The following is a 25,344-nucleotide window of genomic DNA, read 5'->3' as shown; positions in this document are numbered from 1 at the left end:
ACGGACATGGCCAGGGAGAAACTAGCAAAAGAGGCGATCCGCGCCGAACTTGCCGGCCTCGACGGCTGGTCGCTGGCCAAGGATGGTGGCTCGATCACCCGCAGCTTCACCTTCAAGAATTTCTCCGAAGCCTTTGCCTTCATGACCCGCGTTGCCCTGGCCGCGGAGAAGATGGACCACCATCCCGACTGGTCGAACGTCTACAAGACGGTGAACGTGACCCTCAACACGCACGACGCCGGCGGCCTGACCGCGCTGGATTTCGATCTGGCCAGGAAAATGAACCGCTATTTCGGCGGCTGAGCCTGTCTGCACCTTGCAGCGAGGTTCGGCTTTCACCACATTTTGCCTCGCGGTCACGCGTGAAGCCACGCGACGGCCGCAAGGAGAGGTTGATGGCGCAAAAATCCGGTTTTGATTTCTTCGGCCTCGGCAGCAAGCCGGGCAACGAGAGCGAAGTGCGCGAAAAGTTCTGGCGTACGGCGAAGAAGGCCGCCCGGCATATCCCGTTCATGGAAGAGGTGGTCGCCGCCTATTACTGTGCCATGGACAAGAAGACGCCGCTTCGCGCCAAGGGCACCTTGATTGCTGCGCTCGGCTATTTCGTGCTGCCGACGGACGTCATCCCCGATTTCATCCTTGGGCTAGGCTTCACCGACGACATCGCCGTGCTGACCGCCGCGATTACCGCCGTCAGCGCCCACATCACGCCGGCGCACCGGCTCGCCGCCAGGCAGGCCATCGCCGGCAAGAGCTGAGCCGGTGCGGCGCAAAAATCGCGTGAGAACCGACTTTCCGGCCGTCAAATCCACCGCCGCACCCGCGCCTTGTAGGCGCGATAGACATCTCCGAACTTCCGCTCGAGGTAGCGCTCTTCCGGCGCGATAATGCCGGTATTGATCACCCACAGCAGGGGGATGACGAGCGCGATAGCCCAAAGACTTCCGGCCGCGACGCCGAGGCCCAAATAGACGAGGGTCGTTCCCAGATAGAACGGGTTCCTGGTCCGACGATAGATACCGTCGACGACCAGCGCCGTCGTTGGCAAGGTCGGTGGTATGTTGGTTCCAGCGGCCTGAAAGCGGTCCGCTGCCATAAAGATGAACACGAAGCCGCACACCGCGAGCACGGTGCCGGTCAGATAGCGGGCGAGCGCCTGCCCGGCCATGACCGGGAGCGGCACGAGCACCTCGAGCACGGTTGCCGCCACCAGGAAGCCGAGGAAGATCAAAGGTGGCAGCGCAATGACCCCGGCCACGTCGGGGGCGCCCGATCCGCCCGCCGCCTCCCCGCCATCCGACCGGGGCACCGCGCCACCGGCCGCCACGCGGACGGCGACACGAACGCCGAACACGATCGCCAGGACGACTGTGCCGCCCGCCAGGGTCAGAACTGTCTCGGAAATGGCCATGGCCAAATCTCCCGTAAGCCGCCAGGGAGGGCACCCTGGCCGAGCGCCGTGGCGGCGAACGCAGACATGGTACCGCCTGCAGGGAAATTCGTCACGCACCTCAAAAAGCGAGAATCGCCGCAAGACCTAGCTGCTTGAAAAGTCAAACTCTTGCCGTTTTCGTGGCCTCCAAGTCGCGGCAGGGACATTGCGCCAGCCGCTTTTTCGAGCGGCAGCGCGAAGACGGCGGCGGTTTCCTGGCGTGAACATCCTTTTCTAAGGGGAAATTCACCGTTTGGTAACCCAGATTAAATCAAAATGAAGCGACGGGCAGGACGCCGAGCCGGCCTGCCGCCGCACCAGTGGAATACGGGAAAAGCGATGCGCGGATTGATTGCTATAGTTTCCAGCCTGGCCCTGGTGGCCTTGACGGCGCCCGCGCTGGCGCAGTCGGCAACCAAGATCGGCCAGCATAATGCCTGGGGCACCTACAGTTATCAGGCGTCGGGCGGCGGCAAGGTCTGCTATGTCCTGACGGTGCCAACCGACAAGCAGCCGCCGACGCTCGATCACGGCGACATGTTCTTCTTCGTCAGCCAGCGGCCGGGGCAGCAAGTGTCCTACGAGCCGCAATTCATTGCCGGCTATACCTTCCAGGAAGGTTCCAAGGCCACCGTCACCATCGACAAGAAGTCTTTTTCGATGTTCACGCGCGGCAAGTCGGCCTGGGTCGAGAACGCCGCCGAGGAGCCGGTGCTGATAGCCGCGATGAAGACCGGCACCGACATGAAGGTGTCGGCCAAGTCCGGCCGCGGCAACACCACCACCTACGTCTTCTCGCTGAAGGGCATCTCGGCGGCGCTGGCCTCGATCGCCAAGTGCAAGTAGGCGGTTAGGCGCGGTCTTCCCTTCTCCCCTTGTGGGAGAAGTAGGATCGGCGCGCAGCGCCGAGACGGTTGAGGGGTGTTGGACGGAGTGCCGTCATAGCCAAGCTGGAGCACCCCTCATCCGACCGAGCTTCGCTCGGCCACCTTCTCCCACAAGGGGAGAAGGAAGAACCCCGGCATGACTCCGCCGCTAACCTGTGCTATGCGCCGCGCTTCATTTCGGGCACGATGCTGTATTCGGCCGCAAATCGCTTATATTGGCGCAACAATGACCCTTTCATTCGATCTTACCGCCGAAGGCGCGCGTGACGCTTTGCGCACCCGCACGACGCCTGAAAAACCGTCGCTGATCGGCTTGACGCGAGCCGAACTCGGGGCCGCCCTCGTCGCCGCCGGCATCGTGCCGGAGCGCCAGGCGAAAATGCGCGCCCAACAGCTCTGGCATTGGATCTATGTGCGCGGCGTTTCCGACTTTGCCGGCATGTTCAACATCTCCAAGGATCTGCGCGCCGCCCTCGACACGCATTTCACCGTTGCCAGGCCCGAGATCGTCGAGGAGCAGATTTCCTCCGACGGAACCCGCAAATGGCTGTTCCGCTTTCCGCCGCGCGGCGCCGGCCGGCCGGTCGAGATCGAGACCGTCTACATTCCCGAAGAAGGCCGCGGCACGCTGTGCATCTCTTCGCAGGTCGGCTGCACGCTGACCTGCTCCTTCTGCCACACCGGCACGCAGAAGCTGGTGCGCAACCTGACGGCGGAGGAAATCCTCGCCCAGCTCTTGACCGCCCGCGACCGGCTCGGCGACTTCCCCGACCGCGATACGCCCGACGGCGCCATCGTGCCGGCCGAGGGCAGGAGAGTGTCCAACGTCGTCATGATGGGCATGGGCGAGCCGCTCTACAATTTCGAGGCGGTGAAGAAGGCGCTGCTGATCGCATCCGACGGCGACGGGCTTTCCCTGTCGAAGAGGCGCATCACGCTGTCGACCTCCGGCGTCGTGCCCGAAATCTTCCGCACCGGCGAGGAGATCGGCGTCATGCTGGCGATCTCGCTGCACGCCACCAATGACGATTTGCGCGATCTCTTGGTGCCCATCAACAAGAAGTATCCGCTGAAGGATCTGATCGCTGCCTGCCGCGCCTATCCAGGCCTGTCGAACGCCAAGCGGATCACCTTCGAATATGTCATGCTGAAGGACGTCAACGATTCCATCGACGACGCCAAGGCGCTGATCAAGCTGCTCAAGGGCATTCCGGCCAAGATCAATCTGATCCCGTTCAACCCGTGGCCGGGCACCAACTACCAGTGCTCGGACTGGGAAACGATCGAGAAATTCGCCGATTACATCAACAATGCCGGCTATGCCTCGCCGATCCGCACGCCGCGCGGCCGCGACATCCTGGCCGCCTGCGGCCAGCTCAAGTCGGACTCCGAGCGCATGCGCAAGGTCGACCGGCTGGCGCTGGAAGCGATGATGATCGCGGGGCATGGCGAGGCGTGAAATACCTCAGGCGATTGGCAGTGACTTTGCTCTGCTACGCCCTGGCTGCCTTCACCATGTCTCTGGTCTTTTTCCTGCTCGATGCACTGATGTGGTGGCGTGTTCCCGCTTTCCTGTCCACTCGAGATAGTTGGTCGCTGTTGCTGCTTGGAGCGATGATCGCAGGCATCTTTGGCGCACCGCTGGCAATCCCGATGGTCATTGCTTCCCAAGTTCTCGAGGCGAGACGCTGGATTCTTTTTGTCGTCGGGGGAGCTTTCGTTGGGACGTGCGTATTTGCGGTCTGGAAACTGCATCCGTCGGCACAGAGGCCACCGGACGTTGACGTGTTGGTGGCCCTAATCATTGCGGGAAGCTTGGCAGGAGCCGTCTATCGCCTGGTCGAGAGCCGGTTCCTGCAAATGCCCGGACAATTCGCGTGAACCGCCTCGTCGCCTATCTGATCCGCTTCGCCGTCATCCTTGTCGGCTATGGCGTGGCTTCGCTAGCGGCAAGCGCCTTCCTTAACATCATGTTCCTGGCGTCTCTTGGGCTGATGACGGACGAGACGCAACCGGCGGCGCAGGCGTCGCTGTGGTTTTCAATCCCCTTCGTCGGGCTGTTCGTCGCCTATTTCGCTTTCATGCCGGCCGTCATCGCCATCCTCGCCTCCGAGATCCTTGGCCGACGTGACTGGCTGTTCTATGCGCTGGCGGGTGCTGTGGTGGCAGCGGTCTTCCTTGGCTTCGTCCACCAGACGGCCGATGCCAATTTCGAGGTTACCAATACCAGCGTCATGCTGGCGGTGATCGGCTGCGGCATGGTCGGCGGTATTTTCTACTGGCTGAGCGCCGGGCGCTCGGCCGGAAGCTGGCGTCAGATCGGACGCCCTATTTCGCCTGGGCCGTCAGGATCTTGAGCGCGAAGGCCGAAAAAACGCCGGCAAAGAGATAGTCGACGACGCGCGTCACGCGCGGGCTGGATTTCATCGCGGCCGAGAATTTTTCCGCCGCCAGCACCATCGGCGCCGTCACCGGGATCGCCAGCACGACGAACATCGCGCCGAGGAAGAACAGCTTGCCGGTGGCGTTGGGATCATGCGCCGAGACGAATTGCGGCAGGAAGGTCATGAAGAACAGGATGATCTTCGGGTTGAGCAGATTGACGCCGAGCCCTGCCGCCCAGGCGCGGAACAGCGAAATTTTTGGCCCGGTCTTTTTCTCCGGCGAAAAGGCCGACCCCTTGGTGATCGCCTGCCATGCCAGGAAGACGAGATAGGCCGCGCCGAAGATCTTCAGGGCGAAAAAGGCCATTGGCGAGGCGACGATCAGCGCCGAGATGCCGACCGCAACCAGCGTTGTATGGATCAGTGTGCCGAACAGCGCGCCCGCCATCGAGGCAAAGCCGGCGGCGCGGCCTTGGCTGAGCGTTCGCGAGACGAACAACGTCATGTCGGGCCCCGGCGTGATCGACAGGATGAAGGTGGCGATAGCGAACTGGATCAGCGTGGTGGTGTCGGGAATGAAGGACATGGCCAGCCTCGTGGCAGCAAAAGACGTCGCAGCCATACCGCAAGAGCCGTGCCCTTGCCAGCTTCTGGCCGATGCAGCATCTGGTCCAGGCACCGTTCGTCTCTTGCGCAAGCCGGAAACGCCGTGATACCTCGCGCGCCAACAACTCCTGTCGCGGAATGCAAAAATGTCCAAATGGAAAGACGTCAAGAAGGTCGTGCTCGCCTATTCCGGCGGCCTCGACACCTCCATCATCCTGAAATGGCTGCAGACCGAACTCGGCGCCGAAGTCGTCACCTTCACCGCCGACCTCGGCCAGGGCGACGAGCTGGAGCCGGCGCGCAAAAAGGCCGAAATGATGGGGATCAAGGATATCCGCATCGTCGACGTGCGCGAGGAATTCGTCTCCGACTTCGTCTTCCCGATGTTCCGCGCCAACGCCGTCTACGAAGGCACCTATCTGCTCGGCACCTCGATCGCCCGGCCGTTGATCGCGAAGCATCTTGTCGATATCGCCGCCGAAGTGGGTGCCGACGCCGTGGCGCATGGGTCGACCGGCAAGGGCAACGATCAGGTTCGCTACGAGCTCTCGGCCTATGCGCTCAACCCCGACATCAAGGTCATCGCGCCCTGGCGCGACTGGTCGTTCAAGTCGCGCACCGATCTCATCAACTTCGCCGAACAACACCAGATCTCGGTGCCGAAGGACAAGAAGGGCGACGCGCCGTTCTCGGTCGACGCCAACCTTCTGCACTCCTCCTCGGAAGGCAAGGTGCTGGAGGATCCATGGAGCGAGCCGCCGGAATTCGTCCACCAGCGCACCATTTCGCCGATGGACGCGCCGGATGAGGTCACCGAGATCGAGATCGAATTCCTCAAGGGCGATCCGATCGCGCTCAACGGCAAGAAACTGTCGCCGGCGACCATGCTGGCCGCGCTCAACGATCTCGGCCGCGACAACGGCATCGGCAGGCTCGACCTGGTCGAGAACCGTTTCGTCGGCATGAAATCGCGCGGCGTTTACGAGACCCCCGGCGGCACCATCCTGATCGCCGCCCATCGGGCGATCGAATCGATCACGCTCGACCGCGGTGCGGCCCACCTCAAGGACGAGTTCATGCCGCGCTATGCCGAGCTGATCTACAACGGCTTCTGGTTCGCGCCCGAGCGGCTGATGCTGCAGGCAATGATCGACAAGAGCCAGGAAGACGTCGAAGGCACCGTGCGGCTGAAGCTCTACAAGGGCAACGTCATGGTCACCGGCCGCAAGTCGAGGAAGACGCTCTATTCCGACGCGCTGGTCACCTTCGAGGACGACCGCGGCGCCTACGACCAGAAGGATGCCGAAGGCTTCATCCGCCTCAACGCGCTCAGGCTGCGGACACTGGCGGCGCGCAATCGCAAGGGTTGATATTCCCAACAGGCCCAATGCTTAGATGAGTTAGGAACCCGGTGAGGACACCGGGTTTTATTTGGCGTCTCTAATATAATAGAAGCCGCGATTTCAGATCGTTTCCTGTTTGACCTTTCCGTGATTTGATCTTACTTCTCGTGCGGGTCGGAGGGCTTTGACAGTGAAAAACAGACTTTTTCTTCTGCTTGCGGCGGTGGCCGTCTTTACCGCGGGTCAGTCCACGCAAGTCCCGGCGGGGCAAACATCCAAGGTCCATACTTGCAAAAGTTTTGACGGCCCCTTCCAGATTCCCGCTTCCCAGAAATGCCCGTTGAGCGGCTACGCGCAGGGTCCCAGAGTCCCGACGGTCATCGGGGACAAGCCAAAAGCGGCTACCCCGGCGCCGCGGAATTCCAAATTCCGTACCTGCAAAAGTTTTGACGGCCCCTTCCAGATTCCCATTTCCCAGAAATGCCCGTTGAGCGGCTACGTGCATTATTGAGCGTGATGTGCCCAGGCGCTTGGCCACGCTTGGAGCTGGTTTCCTGCCCGCGTTGGCTGTCCTGGCGAACTTGGCCGTCGCCAAAGCCAACGATGACCCCCCTCCCTCGACCTTCCCGCGCTGGTCGAGTGCAGGGCTGACGTTCCGACATATAGTGGTTTTGCCCTTTGGCTGACCGACCGCCCCGATGCGCCCGCAAAGCTCGGCTGGAACGACGTTTCTTCCGGCAATCCTTTCCTCAAGCAATATGAATTGCCGGCCCCGCTTCGCGTATTCGGGCGCGAAACGGCGTCCGTCGTCCTTACCGCGACCGGGCCGATGGCGGTGTTTGACGAAGTTTCCACGCCCGGGGCTTGGCCGGACTTTCGGTCGAATAGCGCAATTCCAGGAAAAGCGTGAAACGGTTTTCCGTCCGGGATTGCGTTAAAACAAAGCTCTAGACTAGGACGTAGACTCGTTACCGCGTAGCCAGATACGGACGGAGACGAGTTTGAGGGCAGCGAGGTAGTTTTCTGCCAGCTTGTCATATCGAGTTGCGATGCGACGGAACTGCTTGGCCTGGTTGAAGAAGCGTTCGACGAGGTTGCGGGCCTTGTAGAGGAAGGGGCTGAAGCACATCGGGTCCTTGCGGTTGGCCTTGGGCGGGATGTTGGCCCATGCCTTTTGCTCGGTGACGGCATTGCGCAACGCGTTGGCATCATAGCCCTTGTCGGCGAGCAGCATGGCACCCTCGGGCAAATCCTTGATAAGTCCGCTGCGTAGGCGATGTCACTCATTTGACCTGCCGTGAGCGTCAGCTTGATCGGCCTGCCTTCGGCGTCGACAAGAGCATGGATTTTGGTCGTCAGCCCGCCTCGGGAACGACCGAGACAATGATCTCGATTCCCCTTTTTGCCGTCGCACCCTGCTGATGGACGCGAACAATAGAGGTGTCGATCATCTGCACCGTGCCGTCATGGGCCTCGGTAATGGCGTCCATCAGCCGATCCCAGACACCTGCTATCCGCCATCGAACGAAGCGGTTGTAGCCAGTGGTGCGAGGCCCGTAGCGCTCGGGCAGATCGCGCCATGGCGCACCCGATCGCAGCACCCAGAAGATGCCGTTCAGCACCCGGCGGTCGTCTACGCGCGGCACGCCTCGCGGCTTGTTGGGCAACAGCGGCTCGATCGCCCGCCATTCGAAGTCGGTCAGATCGTATCGGCTCATGCCCTTATGAATCAGACCCCGCTCAAGTTTGGAACCAGCCAGTCGGCAAACGACCCAATGCGGACAGGACGGCTGCTCACACCTCACTTCCATGTTGGTGAGCTTCGTCCTCAACGAAAAGGTCGAGGCCCCAGCCAACACCGCAATCCGCGAGCACCCTCATCGCGGACGGCTCAAGCCAGATGCCGCACTGCTCGTCGTAGGACGTATAGAACCCGCCATAGATCGTAATCTGCTTCGGCCGCACTTCCTGCCGCAGCCGGGCGAAGGCTTCCTCCCGACCTCGCATCTGCTCGATCAGGTAGTTGACCGCATTCTCGTGCTCGGCCCCACTCCGGAGCCTTTGCCGCGGACCATCGAGGCTCCATCCATTCTTCTTGCGCGGGGAACCGTTACGCATCGGGTCGCCCTTGCGGACTATGCGTGTCGGTTCGAGGCTTAGGATCGCAGTCACCCTCTCGGGGTCCGCATCGAAATCAACGATCGAGAGCGAGATCATCGCCTGTCCTAGCTAGGTTCCAAAGGGCAAGGCAAGCCCTGCGCTGTTGCGAGACTCTTCATGCTCGCCTCGCGCTTCCAACCGAGCCCAGTCATTTTTGCGTTTATATCCTGTCAGTCGGCATCGATCGCCGTGGCCATGCGGGCGATGGCCTGTTGATAGACGCTCGCCGAATTCCAGCCAGCAATTGCGCCCATATTCGCCTGCGCGCTCGCGCCGGCCCGCCAACCATGACTCTTGAGGAAGTTGGCGGTAGAAGCCAACGCAGTGGCCTTGTCACGCAGGTTTTTGTTTCCGACACCATACGTCAAAACATTTCCGGGCAGGAACTGCGTGTGGCCAATCTCGCCATGCGCGGCACCGACCGACGAGGCGCTCAACGCTCCGCGATCAACCAGCTTCAGGGCCGCAATGGCATGCGGGTAGAAGAACTCCGGACGGCGGCAGTCATAGGCCAGCGTTAAAATGGCGGAGACCGTATTCTGGTTGCCCATGGCGGAACCGAAGCCGGTCTCCATGCCCCAGATGGCGAGCAACACGCCCGGCGACACGCCGTAATTCCGTTCGATCTTGTCGAACAGCGCAGCATTGGCCTTCTTCAGCGCACGGCCCCTGGCAATGATCGCGGACGCGCCACGGCGCTTCATGAAAGCTTCCACCGAGCCGCTGAAAGCCTTATGGATGGCGCGGTCGACGGAGATCGTCTTTGTCGCGTAGGTTGCGCGAGCCAGAGCGGCCAGACCCTTCGAGCCGACACCATCGGCCTTCGCCTCCGCGGCGAACTCCGGTTTCCATGCCTCGAAGCCGGCGCCGCTCTTGCCACAGCTGGCCGCCGCCTGCGCGCCCGTCGCCAGCGCAAGCACCGCCACCACCGTGGCCACTACAAACATCTTCCCCTTGGCAAGAAATGCCATGCTGCTCTCCTGGTTGCCTGAATCACGTTCCCAATTGCGAACTTGCCTGCGAAACACCTGCTTGTCACTGCCCCGGCGCCACGCCGATGCACTCAATACAGCAGGAACCTCAAATCCACCACACTGGCGGACGCCCGGGAATTTGCCTACGATCAAGTAATTATTGTGGCGGGGACAGAATAAGCATGGAAGACGTTGATGTCGTGATCATCGGCGGGGCGCTGAGCGGTTTGTGTGCTATGCGGCGGCGGCGGCCCGGCCGCTCGCAAGCGCGCGCCACGCTGATGCAGCCCGTGGCGGAAAAGATCTTCTTCGCCGGCGAGCATTTGGCCGGTCCGCTGATGCAGACCTGCGGCGGCGCCAGATTGTCGGGCGAGGCAGTGGCCAAGGAGGTCGCCGCCCAACTTGCGGCAAAATAGCATCGGCCGGCAGGAACGTCGGCAGCTGACAGGCGTTTGGCGTTCTCCTGCTCGTATCGTCCTCCGCATTTCGATTTCGAATGACTTGAGACGCCAATGACGCTTTTCGACTGCCCGCATTGCGGCCACCGTCTCTATTTCGAGAACGCGCAATGCCTGAACTGCGCCAGCCTCGTGCTCTACGATCCCGAGCATGCGCGCTTCGCGCTGTCCGGGGCCGAGGTCTTCCATTGCACCAATGCCGACGAATGCGCCTGCAACTGGATGGCGGAGCCCGGCCACGCCTTCTGCCGCGCCTGTGCGCTGAACCAGCTGATCCCGGATCTGTCGGTCGACGGCAATCGCCGCCGCTGGATCCGTGTCGAGGCGGCAAAGAAGCGTGCCGTCTATTCGCTGCTCGCCTTCGGCCTGCCGGTCGCACCCAAGCAGGACGTTGGCGACGAGATCGGTCTCGCTTTCGATTTTCTTGCCGATCCGATCGGCGGCGGTCCGGGCGGCGAGCGTATCCTGACCGGTCATGACAACGGCCGGATCACGCTCAACGTCGCCGAGGCGGATTCGGCAGAGCGCGAACGGCGGCGCGTCGAGATGGGCGAGAACTACCGCACGCTGCTCGGCCATTTCCGCCATGAGCTCGGCCATTATTACTGGGACCGCCTGATCCGCGACGATTTGCAAAAGCTTGCCGGTTTTCGCGCTTTGTTCGGCGACGAGCGCGCCGGCTACGAACAGGCGCTGAAGACCTATTATGCCGATGGCGCGCCGCCCGACTGGCAGCAGCGCCATATCTCGGCCTATGCGACGTCGCACCCATGGGAGGACTGGGCCGAGACATGGGCGCATCACATGCACATCACCGACACACTGGAGATGGTGCATGCCCTGAATTTCCCGCTCGGCCGGCTGGAAACCCTTGAAGCCAACGAGCTGCCGCGCGCCGATACCGGCGGCAAGTTGCAGCCGGCACCATCGGAACCCGCCTCCAGGCCAGAGCCTTTCGAAAGGATTCTCGACCGCTGGCTGGTGCTGTCGGAGGCGTCCAACTCGATCAACCGCTGCATGGGCCTGCCCGATCTCTATCCCTTCGTCATCTCGGACGTGGCGGCGCAAAAACTTGCTTTTGTTCACGAGCTTTTGACCGACCTGCCGAAAACGACTGGAACAAATCGTGAGCCGGCCGAAGCCTTTTAGCCGGAACGCATGCGGCTTTGCTTCGTTTTCCGTGCCAAGGGACTGTGAAACGGAGAGAAGACCATGAAACGCATATTGTTTCCGGCGGTGGCCGGAGCGCTCATGGCGATGTCGGGCTCTGCCTTGGCCGACACCGCCGTCTCGGCCATCACTGATCTCAATGTACGCGCCGGCCCCGGCCCGCAATATCCGGTGATCGGCGTGCTTGCGGCCGGCCAGTCGGCGACGCTCGACGGCTGCATCGCCAACAGCAAATGGTGCACCATCGCCGAGGCTAACGGCCAGGGCTGGGTCTATTCCGACTATGTGACGGCCGATTTCGGCGGCAGCCGTGTGGTCCTGACACAGCGTCCGGCCAGCGCCGACATTGCCGTCGTGACGCCGCCCGCCGATAGCGTCGAGTATTCCGACAGCTATACCGGAGCAATCGTCGCCGGCGAGGCGATCGAGCCTATCCGGAGACCGCCGGCCGAGATCCGTACCTATGTACGTACGCATCGGCTCGATCCGGTCTATCTCGAGGGCGAGGTGGTGACGGGCGCGACGTTGCCTGACACCGTCGAGCTACGCGAGATTCCGGACTATGATTACCGTTACGTCTATGTGAACGGCCAGCCGGCACTGGTCGATCCGGGCAGCCGGCGTATCGTGTACGTCGTGCGCTGACGATACAAACAGCGCGGTCGCCCTGTAATGGCGGCCGCTCGCACTCCCGACATTGCCACAAGCCGGTATTGCCGCTGCAATACCGGTTTCCACATTGGGGCCGATGTTCTAGACCTTGCGAGCCGAAGCACCAGCCAGCGAGCCCGCGTGACGATCGACCCAACCGCCTTCCAACAGTACCGGCACACCGCCAACAACAAGACCACTTTGCCGCGGCTTCTGCTTGGAGCGGTGGTCGTCATCCTGTTCTGGCTCGGAACCACTGCCGCCGTGCTGTTCGGCGGCACCTATGCCTTTGCCGTTTGGCAGGCATCGTCTGGCACCGCCCCGCCAGGTGGGGGAGCGGTGCAGGATTTCATGGCCTCTCCTGCAGGCATCCTTGCGGCGCTGGCTTCATTTGCCGGAATCTGGCTCGGCCTTTGGGCTGCCATGCGCTGGATCCATCGCGAGAAGCTGACAGCCCTGATTGGCGTCAGCCGGCGCATTTCTTGGTCGGGGTTCCTGAAAGGACTGACCGCGGTGCTGATCACCTCGCTGCTTTCCGAGATCCTGCTTTATGGTTTGCAGCCCGACATCGCGCGCGGCGCGATCGGCCTGTCCGCGTGGCTTTTGTTCCTGATCCCGATCGCCGCCCTGACCTTTCTGCAAACGTCGTCGGAGGAGATGCTGTTTCGCGGTTATCTGCTCAGGGGCCTGGCGAGCCGGTTCCGGAACTCTTTCATCTGGGCGCTGCTGCCGGGATTGCTGTTCACCTCCCTGCACTGGAGCCCAGGTTCAAGCGCTGCCATCAATGCCTGCGTGCTGGCCTCGATCGCTGCCTTTGCGCTGCTGCTGACGCTTCTGGTCTATGCAACCGGCAATCTCGGTGCCGGCTTTGGCGCCCATCTCGGCAACAATCTGACCGGCTTCCTGCTGATTTCGCACCAGCAAAGCTATAATTCCTTCGCCCTGTTCAACGCCAAGCCGCTCGAAGCCGCGGGCTGGACGACTTCAGACGCCGTCCTCATCGCTTCGATCGGCATCGTCAGCAGCCTGTTGACCGTTCTGCTGCTTTTACATCCGCGCTCACCGCTGAAGGTCGAGCCGGATATGGCGCGCGCCGGCAGCGTGCGCTGATGTGCATTGCCTGGTCGTCCTGAGCTATTTGACGCAAAGCTTGACCAAAGCTTGACTCTGCGGCCGATTTCCTGTCTACACGCCGCGAATTCCGCGACGAGTATTCCTCCGAGCAAACCGACCGGGACGCCGAAACCTCTTTGAGGTGAAGTGCTGTAAATCGATCCCGGAGGCCAACACCCGGCAGCGCTGTGCGCCCCCGGGTGTTTTTTGGCTTTGGGCTTTGCCCGGACCGGCTTTTGCTTGGACAGCTGGCGCGAACGCATTACCTCTCGGGCATCATCCGGGTGCCAGGGAAAAGGAAAAAGAATGTTTGAATCGCTACAGGAACGTCTTGGTTCGATCCTGAACGGCCTCACCGGCCGCGGCGCCTTGTCGGAGGCCGATGTCTCGGCGGCGCTGCGCGAGGTGCGCCGTGCGTTGCTCGAGGCCGACGTGGCGCTGGAAGTGGTGCGTTCCTTCACCGACAAGGTGCGCGAGAAGGCCGTCGGCGCCGCCGTGGTCAAGTCGATCAAGCCCGGCCAGATGGTCGTCAAGATCGTCCATGACGAACTGGTCGAGATGCTCGGCGCCCAGGGCGTCGCCATCGACCTCAATGCACCGGCTCCGGTCGTCATCATGATGATCGGCTTGCAGGGTTCGGGCAAGACGACGACCTCGGCCAAGATCGCCAGGCGCCTCACCGACCGTCAAAACAAGAAGGTTTTGATGGCCTCGCTCGACACGCGGCGTCCTGCCGCGCAAGAGCAGCTCCGCCAGCTCGGCGAGCAGGTCAAGGTCGCCACATTGCCGATCGTCGCCGGTCAGACGCCGGTCGATATCGCCCGCCGCGCCGTGCAGGCGGCCAAGCTCGGCGGCCATGACGTCGTCATCCTCGATACCGCCGGCCGCACCCATATCGACGAGCCGTTGATGGTCGAGATGGCCGACATCAAGAAGATGTCGTCGCCGCACGAGATCCTGCTGGTCGCCGATTCGCTGACCGGCCAGGACGCCGTCAATCTGGCGAAAAGCTTCGACGAGCGCGTCGGCATCACCGGCCTCGTGCTGACCCGCATGGACGGCGACGGCCGCGGTGGTGCGGCGCTCTCGATGCGCGCCGTCACCGGCAAGCCGATCAAGCTGATCGGCACCGGCGAAAAAATGGACGCGCTGGAGGAATTCCACCCCAAGCGCATCGCCGACCGCATCCTCGGCATGGGCGACATCGTCAGCCTCGTCGAAAAGGCGGCCGAGAACATCGACGCCGAGCAGGCGGCGGCGATGGCCAGGAAGATGCAGTCGGGCAAGTTCGACCTGAACGACCTCGCCGGCCAGCTTCAGCAAATGTCGAAAATGGGTGGCATGGGTGGCATCATGGGCATGATGCCCGGCATGGGCAAGATGAAGGACCAGATGGCCGCCGCCGGGCTCGACGACAAGATGTTCGGTCGCCAGCTCGCCATCATCTCGTCGATGACCAAGGCCGAGCGCGCCAACCCCGATATTCTGAAGCACTCGCGCAAGAAGCGCATCGCCGCCGGCTCGGGTACCGACGCGGCCGAAATCAACAAACTGTTGAAGATGCATCGCGGCATGGCCGACATGATGAAGGCGATGGGCGGCAAGGGCAAAGGCGGCGGCCTGATGCGCGGCATGATGGGCGGCCTCGCTTCCAAGATGGGGCTCGGCGGCATGATGCCTGGCGGCCCAGGCGGTCCCGGAGGCGGCATGATGGGCGGCGGCATGCCGGACCTCTCCAAGATGGACCCCAAGCAGCTCGACGCCTTGCAGAAGCAGGCCCAGGCCGCCGGGCTCGGCGGCATGAAGGGCCTGCCCGGTGGCGGTGGCCTGCCTGGGCTGCCCGGCGGCATGAAACGTCCCGGCCTGCCGGGCGGTGGCGGGCTGCCAATGCTTGGCAAGAATGGCCTCGGCAAGAAGAAGTGAGGGCGCCATGAACGAAGAGAAGGACATGGCGGACGCGCGTGCGGCGCTGGCCAATTATCGCGCCTCTATTGACAATATCGACGCGGCGCTGATCCACATGCTGGCCGAGCGCTTCCGCTGCACCAAGGCAGTCGGCGTGCTGAAGGCGGAACATGGCCTGCCGCCTGCCGACCCGGCGCGCGAGCAGGAGCAGATCGCCCGTCTTCGCCAACTGGCGAAGGACGCCCATCTCGACCCGGATTTCGCGGAGAAATTCCTGAACTTCGTCGTCCGCGAAGTGATCCGCCATCACGAGCAGATCGCCGCATCCAACGGCGTGACGAAAACCGGCTGAGGACCAGCCACCAACCGATCAACCAGATCAGAGCTTTTAGGAGAAAAGAAATGCCACTGAAAATCCGATTGGCCCGTGCGGGCTCGAAGAAGCGTCCCTATTACCATGTCGTCGTCGCCGACGCTCGTTCGCCGCGCGACGGCCGTTTCATCGAGTCGCTCGGCTCGTGGAATCCGCTGCTGCCCAAGGACGGCGAACGCGTCAAGGTCGACGCCGAGCGCGTCAAGCATTGGCTGTCGCATGGCGCCCAGCCGACCGACCGCGTGCTGCGCTTCCTCGATGAAGCCGGCATCGCCAAGCGCGAAGCCCGCTCCAACCCGAAGAAGGCCGAGCCCGGCAAGAAGGCGCAGGAGCGCGCAGCCTTGCTGAAGAAGGCGCAGGAAGATGCCGCCGCGGCCGTTGCCGCCGCCGCAGCCGCGCCGGCCGAGTCGGAAGCCGCCAGCGCCGAATAAATCATCTCCACAACCACGAAACGGCGGGCCCTGCCCGCCGTTTTGCTATTGCATCCATATGATGCGGCCCGATCAATAGCCTTCCGGACAACTCGCAACGTAGACACGACCGTTACGATCGCGATAACGGCATTGGCCGCTTTCGCTGGCACGGCCGATCAGCGCACCGGCCAAAGCGCCGGCCGCACCGCCGATCACCGCGCCCTTGGTCGGGTTGCCGGCCACAGCAGCGCCGACCGCCGCACCGCCCAGGCCACCAACTGCCGCGCCTTGCTCAGTACGGGAGCAGGCACCGAGCGGCACCAGCAGGGCCATCAAGATCATCACCTTTTTCATTGTCGTTCCTCTCCAACAGGGTGCCGTCCTCGCCGCTGCACCCCCTAACTCGCAACCAGGCGATTTGATCCAAAGAAGAAGATCGGCTGCCGCCCGGCGGCGCTCAATTTGATCCAAAGAGTAGAAAGGCGGCGGCAGACCGCGCCCGCTCTGGCGGCCTGGCCACCATCGAGCGGCTTTCGATGTCGCGCTATTGGCTGAACGGGAATAACGCGCGCACCCTTGGATCGCGCAGATACAGGCCACCCCAGAGGATGGCGCCGAGATAAACGCCGAACAGTATGTGCGAGAACAAAGGGCTGCCGATACGCACATGCGTGGCGACGGCACCGCCGAGATAGGCGGTGAGCAGGATGGCGCCGAGCACCGAGGTGCGCGGCAGCGCGTAAAGCGCTGTCGAGACCAGTCCAATGATGCCGAGCATGCGCGAGACATTGGCATCGGCCGGCCAGCCGAGCTGCACCATGGTCTGGGTGACGATTTCGAGCGGCGGTAGCTTGATGACGCCGTCGAAGATCATGAACAGCACGACTACGGCGCTGAGCACGCGGCCGGCCCACAAGGCACGCGATGAGACGGGTGCTGCCTGAGACATGGTCATTGATGTTCCCTCCGGTCGTTGTGAGCACTGGCTCTCCGCCAGCTCGAACCAAGGACGCGGCCCATGACGGCGATCCGACATGCCTCCAATTCTTTTCACTCCAGGGGCGAACCTTGGGTGTGTACGTTCAGTCAGCAACGAACCTGGCCAAGTCCACCTTGCGGGGTGAGGTGGAGGGCGTTATTGAAAATCCGTAGAGGTGTCTTCCGAGCGCGCGACGGCAGCAGCAGCCTGATCGCACAGCGAAAGCAACCGATGGCCGGAGAGACCGACCTGAAACAGTTGCTGGCGGCAATGACGCCGGAATTGCTTGCCGGCGTTCATGTCTTCACCACGTTGCCACCCCATGCGCCCGTTCCCGACAGGCTCCGCCCGGTGATGCTATTTCGCGAGCGCGAGGGCACGACGCTGATCGTGCTTGAAGACCATGCCAAGGCCGCTGGACTGAAAACCGTGTTCCGCTGCCGGATGCTGACGCTGAACATCCATTCGTCGCTGGAAGCGGTCGGCTTCCTCGCCGCCATCACCGCGCGGCTGGCCACCGCCGGCATCGGCGTCAATCCGGTCTCGGCCTTCTACCACGATCATCTGTTCGTGCCCGCCGACCGGGCGGAGGAGGCGCTGGAGTTGCTGTTGGACCTAGCGGAGGAGAACCGGCTGTGACGCCGGCGCCTTGCTGCCTATTTGAGACGCCTGCGCTGCCCCTCATACGCCTGCCGGAACCTTCTCCCCGTGAACGGCGAGAAGGGCGCAAAACGGCCGAAGGCCGAGCCCGCGACTGCGGGCCGCCGGCCTTCCGGCGCCCCCGCGGAGGCCAGCCGCGTAGCGGCGATACGGCCGTGAGCAAAACAACCGCCGAAGGCCGAGCCCGCGACTGCGGGCCGCCGGCCTTCCGGCGCCCCCGCGGAGGGCCAGCCGCGACAGCAGCGATACGGCCGTGAGAGAAAAAGCAAGCTGAGCAAAAATCGCGGCCGAAGGCCAAGCCTGCGACCGCAGGCCGCCGGTCGTCCGGCGCCCCCGCGGAGGCCAGCCGCGCTAGCGGCGATACGGCCGTGAGCGAACTATGCCGCCTTCTTCTTCGGCTGGATCAGCCCGCGCTCGACCAGCAGTTCGGCGATCTGCACCGCATTGAGTGCCGCGCCCTTGCGCAGATTGTCGGAGACGATCCACATCGACAGGCCGTTATCGATGGTCGAGTCCTCGCGGATGCGCGAGATGAAGGTGGCGTCCTCGCCGGCCGATTCCAGCGGCGTGATGTAGCCGCCGTCCTCGCGCTTGTCGATGACCTGGCAGCCCGGCGCCTCGCGCAGGATCTCGCGCGCCTCATCGGCGGTGATCGGCTTCTCGAACTCGATGTTGACCGCTTCCGAATGGCCGATGAACACCGGCACCCGCACGCAGGTCGCCGTCAGCTTGATCTTCGGGTCGAGCATCTTCTTGGTCTCGGCCACCATCTTCCACTCTTCCTTGGTGAAGCCGTCGTCGAGGAAGACGTCGATATGCGGGATGACGTTGAAGGCGATACGCTTGGTGAACTTCTTGACGTCGACCTGGTCGGCGACGAACACCGCGCGCGTCTGCGTGAACAATTCGTCCATGCCTTCCTTGCCGGCGCCGGAGACCGACTGGTAGGTGGCGACGACGACGCGCTTGATGGTGGCCGCGTCATGCAGCGGCTTCAGCGCCACGACCAGCTGCGCCGTCGAGCAGTTCGGGTTGGCAATGATGTTCTTGCGCGTGAACAGCGAGATCGCATCCGGGTTCACTTCCGGAACGATCAGCGGCACGTCCTGATCGTAGCGGAAGGCCGACGAATTGTCGATGACGACGCAGCCCTGCTTGCCGATCTTCGGCGACCATTCCTTGGACACGTTGCCGCCGGCCGACATGATGCAGATGTCGGTGTCGGAAAAATCATATTGGTCGAGCGCCCTGACCTTCAGCGTGCGGTCGCCGAACGACACTTCCGTGCCCTGGCTGCGCCGCGAGGCCAGCGCCACCACCTCGCTCACTGGAAAGCCGCGTTCCTCCAGTATGTTGAGCATTTCCCGGCCCACATTGCCCGTGGCGCCGACGATCGCAACCTTGAAACTCATCGAAATCTCCTGTCCCTCTCCGCTCGGTTTCTGGAGAAAACCCGCCGGCCGATGCGGGTTTCAACCCCCGGGCCGGACCCGGGAGAGGGTGGTTAGGCCAAGGGAATCAGACCGTTTTGGTGGTCGTTTTGCCGGTTCTTTTGAGCAAGAACGTGATTTTTCTGGAACGAGGAGACGCAGCGACGCGCCCGGCCCAATGGTTCGCATTGGGGCCGGGGATGTCGAAGGCAGAAAGCGCCATCAAAAGGCCGCGCATCGAAAACTATCCCGTTCGGTGCCGGCTTTTACGCGGTTTACGTCTAGAGTCAATCGCAAGCAGCCCGACCCGCCCGCCCTGTACAATGACCGCGGCACCAAGTACGAACGAGCATCGTCTGGCTCGTGGCGCCCGTCTGTGGCGCTTGCCGACATTTGACCCGTCGCCGGGTATTCAGAATCCGAATTTCGAAAGAGCAAGATGTCCAACTTCGAAGCTATTGTTCCCGCGCTGGCAAAGGCGCTGGAAAAACGCGGCTATGTCGAGCTGACGCCGGTGCAGAACGCCGTTCTCGAGCTTGGCCAGGCCGATGCGCTGGTTTCGGCCCAGACCGGCTCCGGCAAGACCGTCGCCTTCGGTCTGGCTTTGGCGCCGACCCTTCTCGATGGCGCGGAGCGCTTTTCCCACGCGGCGGCACCCCTGGCGCTGGCCGTGGCGCCGACGCGGGAGTTGGCCCTGCAGGTAACGCGCGAGCTGGAATGGCTCTACGAACTGACCGGCGCCACGGTGGCGTCCTGCGTCGGCGGCATGGACATGCGCACCGAACGGCGCGTGCTGGAGCGCGGCGCCCATATCGTCGTGGGCACGCCCGGCCGCCTGCGCGATCACATCACCCGCAATTCGCTCGACATGTCGGCGCTCAAGGCAGTGGTGCTCGACGAGGCCGACGAGATGCTCGATCTCGGCTTTCGCGAGGATCTGGAATTCATCCTCGATGCCGCACCCGCCGATCGCCGCACGCTGATGTTTTCCGCGACCGTGCCGCGCTCCATCGCCACGCTGGCCAAGGGCTACCAGCGCGATGCTGTGCGCATCTCGGCCTCCGGCGAGGAAAAGCAGCATCTCGACATCGAATACCGGGCGCTGAGCGTCGCCCAGGCGGACCGCGAAAACGCCATCATCAACGTGCTTCGCTACTACGAGGCCAAGAATGCATTGGTGTTCTGCAACACCCGCGCCGCCGTCAACCATCTGACGGCGCGCTTCAACAATCGCAACTTTTCCGTCGTGGCGCTGTCCGGCGAGCTTAGCCAGAACGAGCGCAGCCACGCGCTGCAGGCGATGCGCGACGGCCGCGCCAAGGTCTGCATCGCCACCGACGTCGCGGCACGCGGCATCGACCTGCCCAATCTCGAGCTGGTGATCCATGCCGACCTGCCAACCAACCCGGAGACGCTCCTGCACCGAAGCGGACGCACGGGTCGTGCGGGACGCAAGGGCGTCAGCGCGCTGATCGTGCCCAACAATGCCCGTCGGCGCACCGAACGGCTGCTGCAAAGTGCCGGCCTTGCGGCGACATGGGCAAGCCCGCCGTCGGCCGACGACGTGATACGGCGCGACGACGAGCGCATTCTCGCTGATCCGGTCTTCAGCGAGCCTATGAAGGATGAGGAGCGCGGCTTCGTCGAGGCGCTTCTCGATCAGCACGGGCCCGAACAGGTTGCCGCCGCCTTCCTGCGGATGTGCCGCTCCAGCCACTCGGCGCCGGAGGATCTTCTCGACGTGGCACCGTTCACGCCGTCGGGCGAAAAATTTGCCCGCCGGGACGAGGCACCGAGCCGCCGCGACGATTTCGGCGACAGCGTCTGGTTCTCGCTGTCGGTCGGACGCCGGCAGAATGCGGAGCCACGCTGGCTGATCCCGATGCTGTGCCGGACAGGCGGCATTTCCAAGCGCGAGATCGGCGCCATCAAGATGCAGCAGGAGGAAACCTTCGTGCAGATCGCGGCGGACTGGGCCGAGCGTTTCCTCGCTGCGATCGGCCCCGACCGGAAGCTGCAGGGCAACATTGCGGTCAAGCGGTTGGACGGCACGCCGGATTTGTCGCGGGCCGGCTATCAGGAACCACGACCCGACAAGAAGCCGCACCGCGGCAAGCGCACCTTCGATCAGAACACGCCCAAATTCGAGAAGCGCGCACCGGCCGACCAGCGCCCGGCATTCGAGGCGAAGCCCTGGGCCGGGAAACCGGCCAAGGCGAAGTTCGAAGGCGGACCTGCGAAACACAAGAAATCGAAGAAACGGCCGGGGTAAATAGCCAGAACTCTCCATTTCCGCACGCCTCTTGCGGTCTGCCGGAACTTTGCACAGTCTGGGGCGGGGAAATGGGGGTGGGCAGGACATGCGCGGCGAAGTTCTTCATTACGACGAAGACCAGGGTTTCGGCTTCATCACCGGAGCCGACGGCAACCGCTACACTTTGGCGCGCGAAGATTTGCGCCGCGAAGCATCGGTTGCCGGAGGTACGACCGTCGAATTCCAGCCGGCTGGCGGACGGGCACGCGATGTTTTTTCGATCCGCGCCCAACCTGCCAGTGCGCCCGCCGACGCCTCCACTGCAACCGCCGCCCCAACTCAGGCCGGCAATGCGCCCGCGGCACGTCAGCCGCAACATTTCGGCCGTTCCGCTGAACAAAGTCCGGCTGAATCGGCTGGCCTGTGGAGCTACTTCTGGTGGGGTCTGACCGAGAATTACTTCAACTTCGCCGGCCGTGCCCGCCGCAAGGAGTATTGGGGCTATTGTCTGTTCTGGACGATCGCGCTGATCGTGGTCATAGGACTCGGCGTCTTTATCGACGACGCCATGGGCAATCTCGACAACAGTGAATTGCCGGCAGTGACGGTCGGCCTTTCCGGTCTCTTCCTGCTGGCGACAGCCCTGCCGTGGTTCGGGCTCAACGTGCGTCGCCTGCACGATACCGGCCTGACGGGATGGCTCTTTCTGCTTTTCCTGATCCCGACCTTCGGCACCGTGATCATCCTGATCTTTGCGCTGATCCCGACCCAGCCGCGCGAGAACAAGTGGGGTCCCGTGCCGGCGGGTGTCAGGGTTTAGTGTCGTCCTTAGTCTAGTGCCCCGCCAGACGACAGCCTAAGGAACACCTTCTGCCCGTGCCGTCGGCACTTCAACGCTGAGGAGCTCGACCTGTTTTAGAAATGACGAAGGGGGTTGTGCAGCGTATTTCAGCGCGCATGGAGGAGACCCACGCTAGCGCGCGCACGAGGAATCGTCCATGACGGACCCGGAACTACTCGCCTTACTCGACAAGCTGCGAGCCGTGATGATCAGCGTTGCCACTGGTGGCGCTCGCATCGGCGAGGTGAATAATGAGTTCCAGGAGGATTATCGCACGGTAGCTGACGAACTGCGCAACCGGGAAATTGAGAACCCGCTGCCCTACAGCGACCTTTGGCAATGGTATGGAAAATGGAGCGCTGACATCGCGGGCTATGGACCCCGGCGCGCCTATGTCGCCGATCTATTTGCGCCGCTGATTTCTCGCGTTCGCGCTTCCCGGGTGGCAGAGACTCCGCCTACCGGCTGGGCTCGTGTCGATCGAACGGTCTGCGGCAAGCAGGTGTTCTATTATCAATGCCCACACGGCGGCCGGGTGTTCTTCGACAATCTTGGCTGGCCTTGGCCAAAACATGGCTGCACCGATAACCCACGTTCGCGGAAAGGCCGCGTGGAGGCGCGCGTCATAAACTCCCACACCGCGTTCAGAAGCGCTCAGGGGGAACCGCTCGACCTATACGAGCTGCTTTCGATCGCCGAAAAGCGCAACATCGTACATATGCGCTTCCGCAGAATGAACGAGAACCGCAGTTTCAGCGTGTCGCTGGCACTGGGGCGCCTCCGCGATCATGACATCACGATCGACGACCTTTGGACCGCGCCTTCGTTCGTTGTGCGGAGTTACGAAACGCACCGCATCGTCGAATTTATCTCAGGCAGGAAGAAACGGATCGACACGCTCACGCTGGCGCGATCCGGCAAGGGCTCGGCATGAATTGCCCTGTGCCGCCATCTCACAAAGCACGGTGGCGAGTGCCGCCGCATCCCCGGTCGTCGCCCAGCGGACGTCGACCGACACGGGATCAGCCCAAAAATTTGGCGATGATCGCGTCGCCCATCTCAGCGGTGCCGACCTCGGTCATCCCCGGTGAATGAATATCCCTGGTGCGCAAGCCCTGATCGAGCACGGCGGCGATCGCGCCTTCCAGCCGGTCGGCCTCTTCAACCATGCCGAAGGAATAGCGCATGCACATGGCGAAGGAGGCGATCATGGCGATCGGATTAGCGATGCCCTTGCCAGCGATGTCGGGCGCCGAGCCGTGCACCGGCTCGTAGAGCGCCTTGCGCTTTTTTGTCTTCGCATCCGGCGCGCCGAGCGAGGCCGACGGCAGCATGCCGATCGAGCCGGTCAGCATGGCGGCGATGTCGGACAGCATGTCGCCGAACAGATTGTCGGTGACGATGACGTCGAACTGCTTCGGCCAGCGCACCAGCTGCATGCCGCCAGCATCGGCCAACATGTGATCGAGCTTGACGTCGGCATACTTGGCCTTGTGCGTCTGGGTGACGACCTCGTTCCACAGCACGCCCGACTTCATCACATTGCGCTTTTCCATCGAGGTGACGTGATTCTTGCGCGTGCGCGCCAATTCGAAGGCAACGCCCGAAATGCGCTCGATCTCGAACGTATCGTATATTTGGGTGTCGATGCCGCGCTTCTGGCCGTTGCCGAGGTCGATGATCTGCTTAGGTTCGCCGAAATAGACGCCGCCGGTGAGCTCGCGCACGATCAGGATATCGAGCCCCTCGACCACCTCCTGCTTCAGCGAGGAGGACGCCGCCAGCGCCGGATAGCAGATTGCCGGCCTGAGATTGGCAAACAGCTCCATGTCCTTGCGCAGCCGCAGCAGACCCGCCTCCGGGCGCACCTCGTAAGGCACCGCATCCCATTTCGGTCCGCCGACGGCGCCGAACAGCACCGCGTCCGACGCCATTGCCTTGGCCATGTCGGCATCGGAAATCGCCGCGCCATGCGCGTCGTAGGCGCAGCCGCCGACAAGGCCCTCATCGGTGACGAAATCGCTGCCGAGCCTGTCGTTCATGGCGGAAATCAGCTTCTTCACCTCGGCCATCGCCTCGGGGCCGATGCCGTCGCCGGCAAGCAGGAGAAGATTTTTCGAAGCCATGGGGAACCGTCCTGATTGTGTCGTGAGCCGCGGCCTTGCTAAACGCCAAGCGGCCGGCGCGCAAGCCTGCGGTTCAGAGCATCGGACCCAAAGTGGAAACCGGTTTTGGGAAAATCCGATGCTCAAGACAAAATGCCTAGAGATGCGAAAGGATATTGACCAGCCTGCCGAACGGGTCGCGTACGAAGAAGCGCCGCACGCCCCAGGGTTCGTCCGCCGGACCGTATTCGATGGCAAAGCCGGCCGTCCTCATGCTTTCAAGCGCGGCATCGACGTCGTCGACTTCGATAGAGATGTCCGGCACCGGCGTTCCTGATCCCCCTTCGGCCATGAAACTGACCTGCACGGACATCGTCTCTTGCGAGCCGTAGGTAGCGATCCAGCCCATATCCATCTTGAGATCGAGGCCGAGCACATCCTGATAGAAGGGTTTTGCCGCCGCTGATGCGCCTGACCTTCACCATGGGCCGATCCTCGTGCTAACCGTGTCGTTGTCGCAACCGTGACAGGCATCAGGCTGTGCGCCGCAGCGCCGTCACCTCGATCTCGATCTTCATCTCCGGCTTGTTGAGCTGGCACACGATCATCGTTGCCGCCGGCCTGATCTCGCCAAAGGCCTCGCCGAGGATCGGGAACACCACATCCACGAAAGCCGCATCGGTGATATAGTAATGCGCCCGCACCACATCGGCCGTCTCGAAGCCGCCGTCCCCGAGCGCCTTGGCGATCGTCGTCAGGCAATTGCGCGTTTGTGCCTCCACGGTCTCCGGCATCGACATGGTCGCATAATCGTAGCCGGTCGTTCCGGACACGAAACACCAGTCGCCCTGCACCACGGCGCGCGAATAGCCGGCGGTCTTCTCGAAGGGCGAACCGGTGGAGATCAGTTTTCGCATGGCTTCCTCGCAGTGGTTGCGGCCATCCTGAAGGTATAGGGTCCACCCGGCCATGGGCCAGAGGCAACCGATTGTTGTTACGACGTGGAAAGCGCAGACCTTGGAGATTGGCCAGAACATCTCTCCAGTCGTCATCCTGGGGCGAAGCAAGGAGCGAAGCGACGCGGCGCAGACCCCAGGATCCATATGTGGACGGCGCCCTGCCTGCAACGGTTGTTTTGCGTCGTTTTCGATCGCTTGCGTCCATATGTCCGGCCTTTGAGCACGGTCCTTGCGGCCGCTGGCCAAG

28 protein-coding genes and 2 pseudogenes are annotated in these 25,344 nt (G+C 62.8%); 18 read left to right on the top strand and 12 right to left on the bottom strand.

Going from position 1 to position 25,344, the window contains the following annotated elements; genetic code table 11:
• The first annotated feature begins 6 nt into the window (after nucleotides 1-6).
• Together NKH33_RS15455 and NKH33_RS15450 are read left to right on the top strand one after the other, a co-directional pair.
• A complete protein-coding gene (locus NKH33_RS15455; protein ID WP_023679826.1) occupies nucleotides 7-303 on the top strand; it encodes a 4a-hydroxytetrahydrobiopterin dehydratase in 297 nt (98 codons plus the stop codon).
• 92 nt (nucleotides 304-395) lie between these two features.
• Nucleotides 396-758, top strand: a complete 363-nt coding sequence (locus tag NKH33_RS15450; protein WP_352540811.1) for a YkvA family protein — start codon at nucleotides 396-398, stop codon at nucleotides 756-758.
• A gap of 44 nt (nucleotides 759-802) precedes the next feature.
• Here the strand turns inward: NKH33_RS15450 and NKH33_RS15445 are convergent, their stop codons facing one another.
• The gene (locus NKH33_RS15445) at nucleotides 803-1,411 is read right to left on the bottom strand and encodes a methyltransferase family protein (RefSeq protein WP_352920401.1); all 609 of its coding nucleotides are present in this window, start codon (nucleotides 1,409-1,411) and stop codon (nucleotides 803-805) included.
• A gap of 360 nt (nucleotides 1,412-1,771) precedes the next feature.
• Here NKH33_RS15445 and NKH33_RS15440 point away from each other — a divergent pair, with 360 nt between their 5' ends.
• The 4 genes from NKH33_RS15440 (at nucleotide 1,772) to NKH33_RS15425 (ending at nucleotide 4,676) form a co-directional block, all read left to right on the top strand.
• The gene (locus tag NKH33_RS15440) at nucleotides 1,772-2,278 is read left to right on the top strand and encodes an invasion associated locus B family protein (protein ID WP_023721899.1); all 507 of its coding nucleotides are present in this window, start codon (nucleotides 1,772-1,774) and stop codon (nucleotides 2,276-2,278) included.
• 267 nt (nucleotides 2,279-2,545) lie between these two features.
• Nucleotides 2,546-3,778 (top strand): dual-specificity RNA methyltransferase RlmN, encoded by a 1,233-nt coding sequence (gene rlmN / locus NKH33_RS15435; protein WP_352685352.1) that lies wholly within the window; start codon nucleotides 2,546-2,548, stop codon nucleotides 3,776-3,778.
• A complete protein-coding gene (locus NKH33_RS15430) occupies nucleotides 3,775-4,200 on the top strand; it encodes a hypothetical protein (RefSeq protein ID WP_352470834.1) in 426 nt (141 codons plus the stop codon). The genes rlmN and NKH33_RS15430 overlap by 4 nt, the downstream gene beginning before the upstream one ends.
• A complete protein-coding gene (locus tag NKH33_RS15425) occupies nucleotides 4,197-4,676 on the top strand; it encodes a hypothetical protein (RefSeq protein WP_352456359.1) in 480 nt (159 codons plus the stop codon). The genes NKH33_RS15430 and NKH33_RS15425 overlap by 4 nt, the downstream gene beginning before the upstream one ends.
• On the opposite strand, the gene NKH33_RS15420 is transcribed toward NKH33_RS15425, so the two are convergent.
• Complete coding sequence (locus NKH33_RS15420; protein WP_352920397.1) at nucleotides 4,648-5,289, bottom strand: LysE family translocator; 642 nt, start codon at nucleotides 5,287-5,289, stop codon at nucleotides 4,648-4,650. The two genes, NKH33_RS15425 and NKH33_RS15420, sit on opposite strands and share 29 nt — an antisense overlap.
• Before the next feature lie 166 nt (nucleotides 5,290-5,455).
• Between NKH33_RS15420 and NKH33_RS15415 the strand changes: the two genes are divergently transcribed.
• Complete coding sequence (locus tag NKH33_RS15415) at nucleotides 5,456-6,679, top strand: argininosuccinate synthase (protein WP_352920394.1); 1,224 nt, start codon at nucleotides 5,456-5,458, stop codon at nucleotides 6,677-6,679.
• A 925-nt stretch (nucleotides 6,680-7,604) separates the two neighbouring features.
• On the opposite strand, the pseudogene NKH33_RS15410 reads toward NKH33_RS15415, so the two are convergent.
• The 3 genes and pseudogenes from NKH33_RS15410 to NKH33_RS15400 all read right to left on the bottom strand — a co-directional run bounded on the left by NKH33_RS15410 (nucleotide 7,605) and on the right by NKH33_RS15400 (nucleotide 9,783).
• Nucleotides 7,605-8,370: pseudogene (locus NKH33_RS15410) on the bottom strand (IS5 family transposase).
• Nucleotides 8,371-8,446: 76 nt separating this feature from the next.
• On the bottom strand, nucleotides 8,447-8,869 hold the full coding sequence (locus NKH33_RS15405) for a DUF4279 domain-containing protein (protein ID WP_352920391.1): 423 nt from the start codon (nucleotides 8,867-8,869) through the stop codon (nucleotides 8,447-8,449).
• A 113-nt stretch (nucleotides 8,870-8,982) separates the two neighbouring features.
• Entirely contained in the window at nucleotides 8,983-9,783 is an 801-nt protein-coding gene (locus tag NKH33_RS15400) for a lytic murein transglycosylase (protein WP_352817236.1), read from the bottom strand.
• 185 nt (nucleotides 9,784-9,968) lie between these two features.
• Here NKH33_RS15400 and NKH33_RS15395 point away from each other — a divergent pair, with 185 nt between their 5' ends.
• The 7 genes from NKH33_RS15395 to rpsP all read left to right on the top strand — a co-directional run bounded on the left by NKH33_RS15395 (nucleotide 9,969) and on the right by rpsP (nucleotide 15,887).
• Nucleotides 9,969-10,202 (top strand): hypothetical protein, encoded by a 234-nt coding sequence (locus NKH33_RS15395; RefSeq protein WP_352920389.1) that lies wholly within the window; start codon nucleotides 9,969-9,971, stop codon nucleotides 10,200-10,202.
• Between the two features lie 96 nt (nucleotides 10,203-10,298).
• Entirely contained in the window at nucleotides 10,299-11,393 is a 1,095-nt protein-coding gene (locus tag NKH33_RS15390) for a zinc-binding metallopeptidase family protein (RefSeq protein WP_352920386.1), read from the top strand.
• 63 nt (nucleotides 11,394-11,456) lie between these two features.
• On the top strand, nucleotides 11,457-12,059 hold the full coding sequence (locus NKH33_RS15385) for a DUF1236 domain-containing protein (protein WP_352470842.1): 603 nt from the start codon (nucleotides 11,457-11,459) through the stop codon (nucleotides 12,057-12,059).
• Nucleotides 12,060-12,206: 147 nt separating this feature from the next.
• Nucleotides 12,207-13,175 (top strand): CPBP family intramembrane glutamic endopeptidase, encoded by a 969-nt coding sequence (locus NKH33_RS15380; RefSeq protein WP_352541974.1) that lies wholly within the window; start codon nucleotides 12,207-12,209, stop codon nucleotides 13,173-13,175.
• A gap of 309 nt (nucleotides 13,176-13,484) precedes the next feature.
• Complete coding sequence (ffh, locus tag NKH33_RS15375; protein WP_352920382.1) at nucleotides 13,485-15,101, top strand: signal recognition particle protein; 1,617 nt, start codon at nucleotides 13,485-13,487, stop codon at nucleotides 15,099-15,101.
• Between the two features lie 7 nt (nucleotides 15,102-15,108).
• Complete coding sequence (locus NKH33_RS15370; protein WP_254817890.1) at nucleotides 15,109-15,435, top strand: chorismate mutase; 327 nt, start codon at nucleotides 15,109-15,111, stop codon at nucleotides 15,433-15,435.
• A gap of 50 nt (nucleotides 15,436-15,485) precedes the next feature.
• The gene (rpsP, locus tag NKH33_RS15365; protein WP_352615509.1) at nucleotides 15,486-15,887 is read left to right on the top strand and encodes a 30S ribosomal protein S16; all 402 of its coding nucleotides are present in this window, start codon (nucleotides 15,486-15,488) and stop codon (nucleotides 15,885-15,887) included.
• Between the two features lie 72 nt (nucleotides 15,888-15,959).
• Here the strand turns inward: rpsP and NKH33_RS15360 are convergent, their stop codons facing one another.
• Both NKH33_RS15360 and NKH33_RS15355 read right to left on the bottom strand, forming a co-directional pair.
• The gene (locus NKH33_RS15360) at nucleotides 15,960-16,223 is read right to left on the bottom strand and encodes a YMGG-like glycine zipper-containing protein (protein ID WP_023680734.1); all 264 of its coding nucleotides are present in this window, start codon (nucleotides 16,221-16,223) and stop codon (nucleotides 15,960-15,962) included.
• Between the two features lie 190 nt (nucleotides 16,224-16,413).
• Nucleotides 16,414-16,824, bottom strand: coding sequence for a DoxX family protein (locus NKH33_RS15355; protein ID WP_352507359.1), 411 nt, complete (start codon nucleotides 16,822-16,824; stop codon nucleotides 16,414-16,416).
• A 255-nt stretch (nucleotides 16,825-17,079) separates the two neighbouring features.
• Here NKH33_RS15355 and NKH33_RS15350 point away from each other — a divergent pair, with 255 nt between their 5' ends.
• On the top strand, nucleotides 17,080-17,487 hold the full coding sequence (locus NKH33_RS15350; protein ID WP_352920579.1) for an ACT domain-containing protein: 408 nt from the start codon (nucleotides 17,080-17,082) through the stop codon (nucleotides 17,485-17,487).
• Nucleotides 17,488-17,885: 398 nt separating this feature from the next.
• Here NKH33_RS15350 and NKH33_RS15345 read toward each other — a convergent pair whose 3' ends face one another.
• Both NKH33_RS15345 and NKH33_RS15340 read right to left on the bottom strand, forming a co-directional pair.
• On the bottom strand, nucleotides 17,886-18,920 hold the full coding sequence (locus NKH33_RS15345) for an aspartate-semialdehyde dehydrogenase (RefSeq protein WP_023680535.1): 1,035 nt from the start codon (nucleotides 18,918-18,920) through the stop codon (nucleotides 17,886-17,888).
• A 106-nt stretch (nucleotides 18,921-19,026) separates the two neighbouring features.
• Nucleotides 19,027-19,176, bottom strand: a complete 150-nt coding sequence (locus NKH33_RS15340) for a hypothetical protein (RefSeq protein ID WP_352920379.1) — start codon at nucleotides 19,174-19,176, stop codon at nucleotides 19,027-19,029.
• A gap of 201 nt (nucleotides 19,177-19,377) precedes the next feature.
• On the opposite strand from NKH33_RS15340, the gene NKH33_RS15335 reads away from it, so the two are divergent.
• The 3 genes from NKH33_RS15335 (at nucleotide 19,378) to NKH33_RS15325 (ending at nucleotide 22,967) form a co-directional block, all read left to right on the top strand.
• Nucleotides 19,378-21,210 (top strand): DEAD/DEAH box helicase, encoded by a 1,833-nt coding sequence (locus NKH33_RS15335; protein WP_352920377.1) that lies wholly within the window; start codon nucleotides 19,378-19,380, stop codon nucleotides 21,208-21,210.
• 88 nt (nucleotides 21,211-21,298) lie between these two features.
• Complete coding sequence (locus NKH33_RS15330; RefSeq protein WP_352920374.1) at nucleotides 21,299-22,012, top strand: DUF805 domain-containing protein; 714 nt, start codon at nucleotides 21,299-21,301, stop codon at nucleotides 22,010-22,012.
• Between the two features lie 178 nt (nucleotides 22,013-22,190).
• Entirely contained in the window at nucleotides 22,191-22,967 is a 777-nt protein-coding gene (locus tag NKH33_RS15325; RefSeq protein WP_352920372.1) for a hypothetical protein, read from the top strand.
• Between the two features lie 88 nt (nucleotides 22,968-23,055).
• On the opposite strand, the gene leuB is transcribed toward NKH33_RS15325, so the two are convergent.
• The 3 genes and pseudogenes from leuB to NKH33_RS15310 all read right to left on the bottom strand — a co-directional run bounded on the left by leuB (nucleotide 23,056) and on the right by NKH33_RS15310 (nucleotide 25,055).
• Nucleotides 23,056-24,159, bottom strand: a complete 1,104-nt coding sequence (gene leuB, locus NKH33_RS15320; RefSeq protein WP_352577299.1) for a 3-isopropylmalate dehydrogenase — start codon at nucleotides 24,157-24,159, stop codon at nucleotides 23,056-23,058.
• Between the two features lie 136 nt (nucleotides 24,160-24,295).
• Nucleotides 24,296-24,601, bottom strand: a pseudogene (locus NKH33_RS15315) (VOC family protein); the annotation flags it as partial.
• Between the two features lie 70 nt (nucleotides 24,602-24,671).
• Nucleotides 24,672-25,055, bottom strand: a complete 384-nt coding sequence (locus tag NKH33_RS15310; protein ID WP_352570052.1) for a RidA family protein — start codon at nucleotides 25,053-25,055, stop codon at nucleotides 24,672-24,674.
• Between the last annotated feature and the right edge of the window lie 289 nt (nucleotides 25,056-25,344).

The organism is Mesorhizobium sp. M1182, assembly GCF_040318335.1.
Taxonomy (GTDB): domain Bacteria; phylum Pseudomonadota; class Alphaproteobacteria; order Rhizobiales; family Rhizobiaceae; genus Mesorhizobium.
The sequence above is the reverse complement of the archived record's forward strand: the minus strand, read 5'-3'. Positions and strand labels throughout refer to the sequence as shown.

Bases quoted from the DNA above. Each gene is read 5' to 3' on its own strand.
- NKH33_RS15385 (WP_352470842.1), top strand. From the start codon at position 11,457: ATGAAACGCATATTGTTTCCGGCGGTGGCCGGAGCGCTCATGGCGATG.
- NKH33_RS15330 (WP_352920374.1), top strand. From the start codon at position 21,299: ATGCGCGGCGAAGTTCTTCATTACGACGAAGACCAGGGTTTCGGCTTC.
- NKH33_RS15450 (WP_352540811.1), top strand. From the start codon at position 396: ATGGCGCAAAAATCCGGTTTTGATTTCTTCGGCCTCGGCAGCAAGCCG.
- NKH33_RS15440 (WP_023721899.1), top strand. From the start codon at position 1,772: ATGCGCGGATTGATTGCTATAGTTTCCAGCCTGGCCCTGGTGGCCTTG.
- NKH33_RS15445 (WP_352920401.1), bottom strand. From the start codon at position 1,411: ATGGCCATTTCCGAGACAGTTCTGACCCTGGCGGGCGGCACAGTCGTC.
- NKH33_RS15405 (WP_352920391.1), bottom strand. From the start codon at position 8,869: ATGATCTCGCTCTCGATCGTTGATTTCGATGCGGACCCCGAGAGGGTG.
- NKH33_RS15335 (WP_352920377.1), top strand. From the start codon at position 19,378: ATGTCCAACTTCGAAGCTATTGTTCCCGCGCTGGCAAAGGCGCTGGAA.
- NKH33_RS15390 (WP_352920386.1), top strand. From the start codon at position 10,299: ATGACGCTTTTCGACTGCCCGCATTGCGGCCACCGTCTCTATTTCGAG.
- NKH33_RS15395 (WP_352920389.1), top strand. From the start codon at position 9,969: ATGGAAGACGTTGATGTCGTGATCATCGGCGGGGCGCTGAGCGGTTTG.
- NKH33_RS15345 (WP_023680535.1), bottom strand. From the start codon at position 18,920: ATGAGTTTCAAGGTTGCGATCGTCGGCGCCACGGGCAATGTGGGCCGG.
- ffh (WP_352920382.1), top strand. From the start codon at position 13,485: ATGTTTGAATCGCTACAGGAACGTCTTGGTTCGATCCTGAACGGCCTC.
- NKH33_RS15415 (WP_352920394.1), top strand. From the start codon at position 5,456: ATGTCCAAATGGAAAGACGTCAAGAAGGTCGTGCTCGCCTATTCCGGC.
- NKH33_RS15370 (WP_254817890.1), top strand. From the start codon at position 15,109: ATGAACGAAGAGAAGGACATGGCGGACGCGCGTGCGGCGCTGGCCAAT.
- NKH33_RS15355 (WP_352507359.1), bottom strand. From the start codon at position 16,824: ATGACCATGTCTCAGGCAGCACCCGTCTCATCGCGTGCCTTGTGGGCC.
- NKH33_RS15455 (WP_023679826.1), top strand. From the start codon at position 7: ATGGCCAGGGAGAAACTAGCAAAAGAGGCGATCCGCGCCGAACTTGCC.
- NKH33_RS15310 (WP_352570052.1), bottom strand. From the start codon at position 25,055: ATGCGAAAACTGATCTCCACCGGTTCGCCCTTCGAGAAGACCGCCGGC.
- NKH33_RS15350 (WP_352920579.1), top strand. From the start codon at position 17,080: ATGGCCGGAGAGACCGACCTGAAACAGTTGCTGGCGGCAATGACGCCG.
- rlmN (WP_352685352.1), top strand. From the start codon at position 2,546: ATGACCCTTTCATTCGATCTTACCGCCGAAGGCGCGCGTGACGCTTTG.
- NKH33_RS15340 (WP_352920379.1), bottom strand. From the start codon at position 19,176: ATGCGCGGCCTTTTGATGGCGCTTTCTGCCTTCGACATCCCCGGCCCC.
- NKH33_RS15325 (WP_352920372.1), top strand. From the start codon at position 22,191: ATGACGGACCCGGAACTACTCGCCTTACTCGACAAGCTGCGAGCCGTG.
- NKH33_RS15420 (WP_352920397.1), bottom strand. From the start codon at position 5,289: ATGTCCTTCATTCCCGACACCACCACGCTGATCCAGTTCGCTATCGCC.
- leuB (WP_352577299.1), bottom strand. From the start codon at position 24,159: ATGGCTTCGAAAAATCTTCTCCTGCTTGCCGGCGACGGCATCGGCCCC.
- NKH33_RS15360 (WP_023680734.1), bottom strand. From the start codon at position 16,223: ATGAAAAAGGTGATGATCTTGATGGCCCTGCTGGTGCCGCTCGGTGCC.
- NKH33_RS15400 (WP_352817236.1), bottom strand. From the start codon at position 9,783: ATGGCATTTCTTGCCAAGGGGAAGATGTTTGTAGTGGCCACGGTGGTG.
- rpsP (WP_352615509.1), top strand. From the start codon at position 15,486: ATGCCACTGAAAATCCGATTGGCCCGTGCGGGCTCGAAGAAGCGTCCC.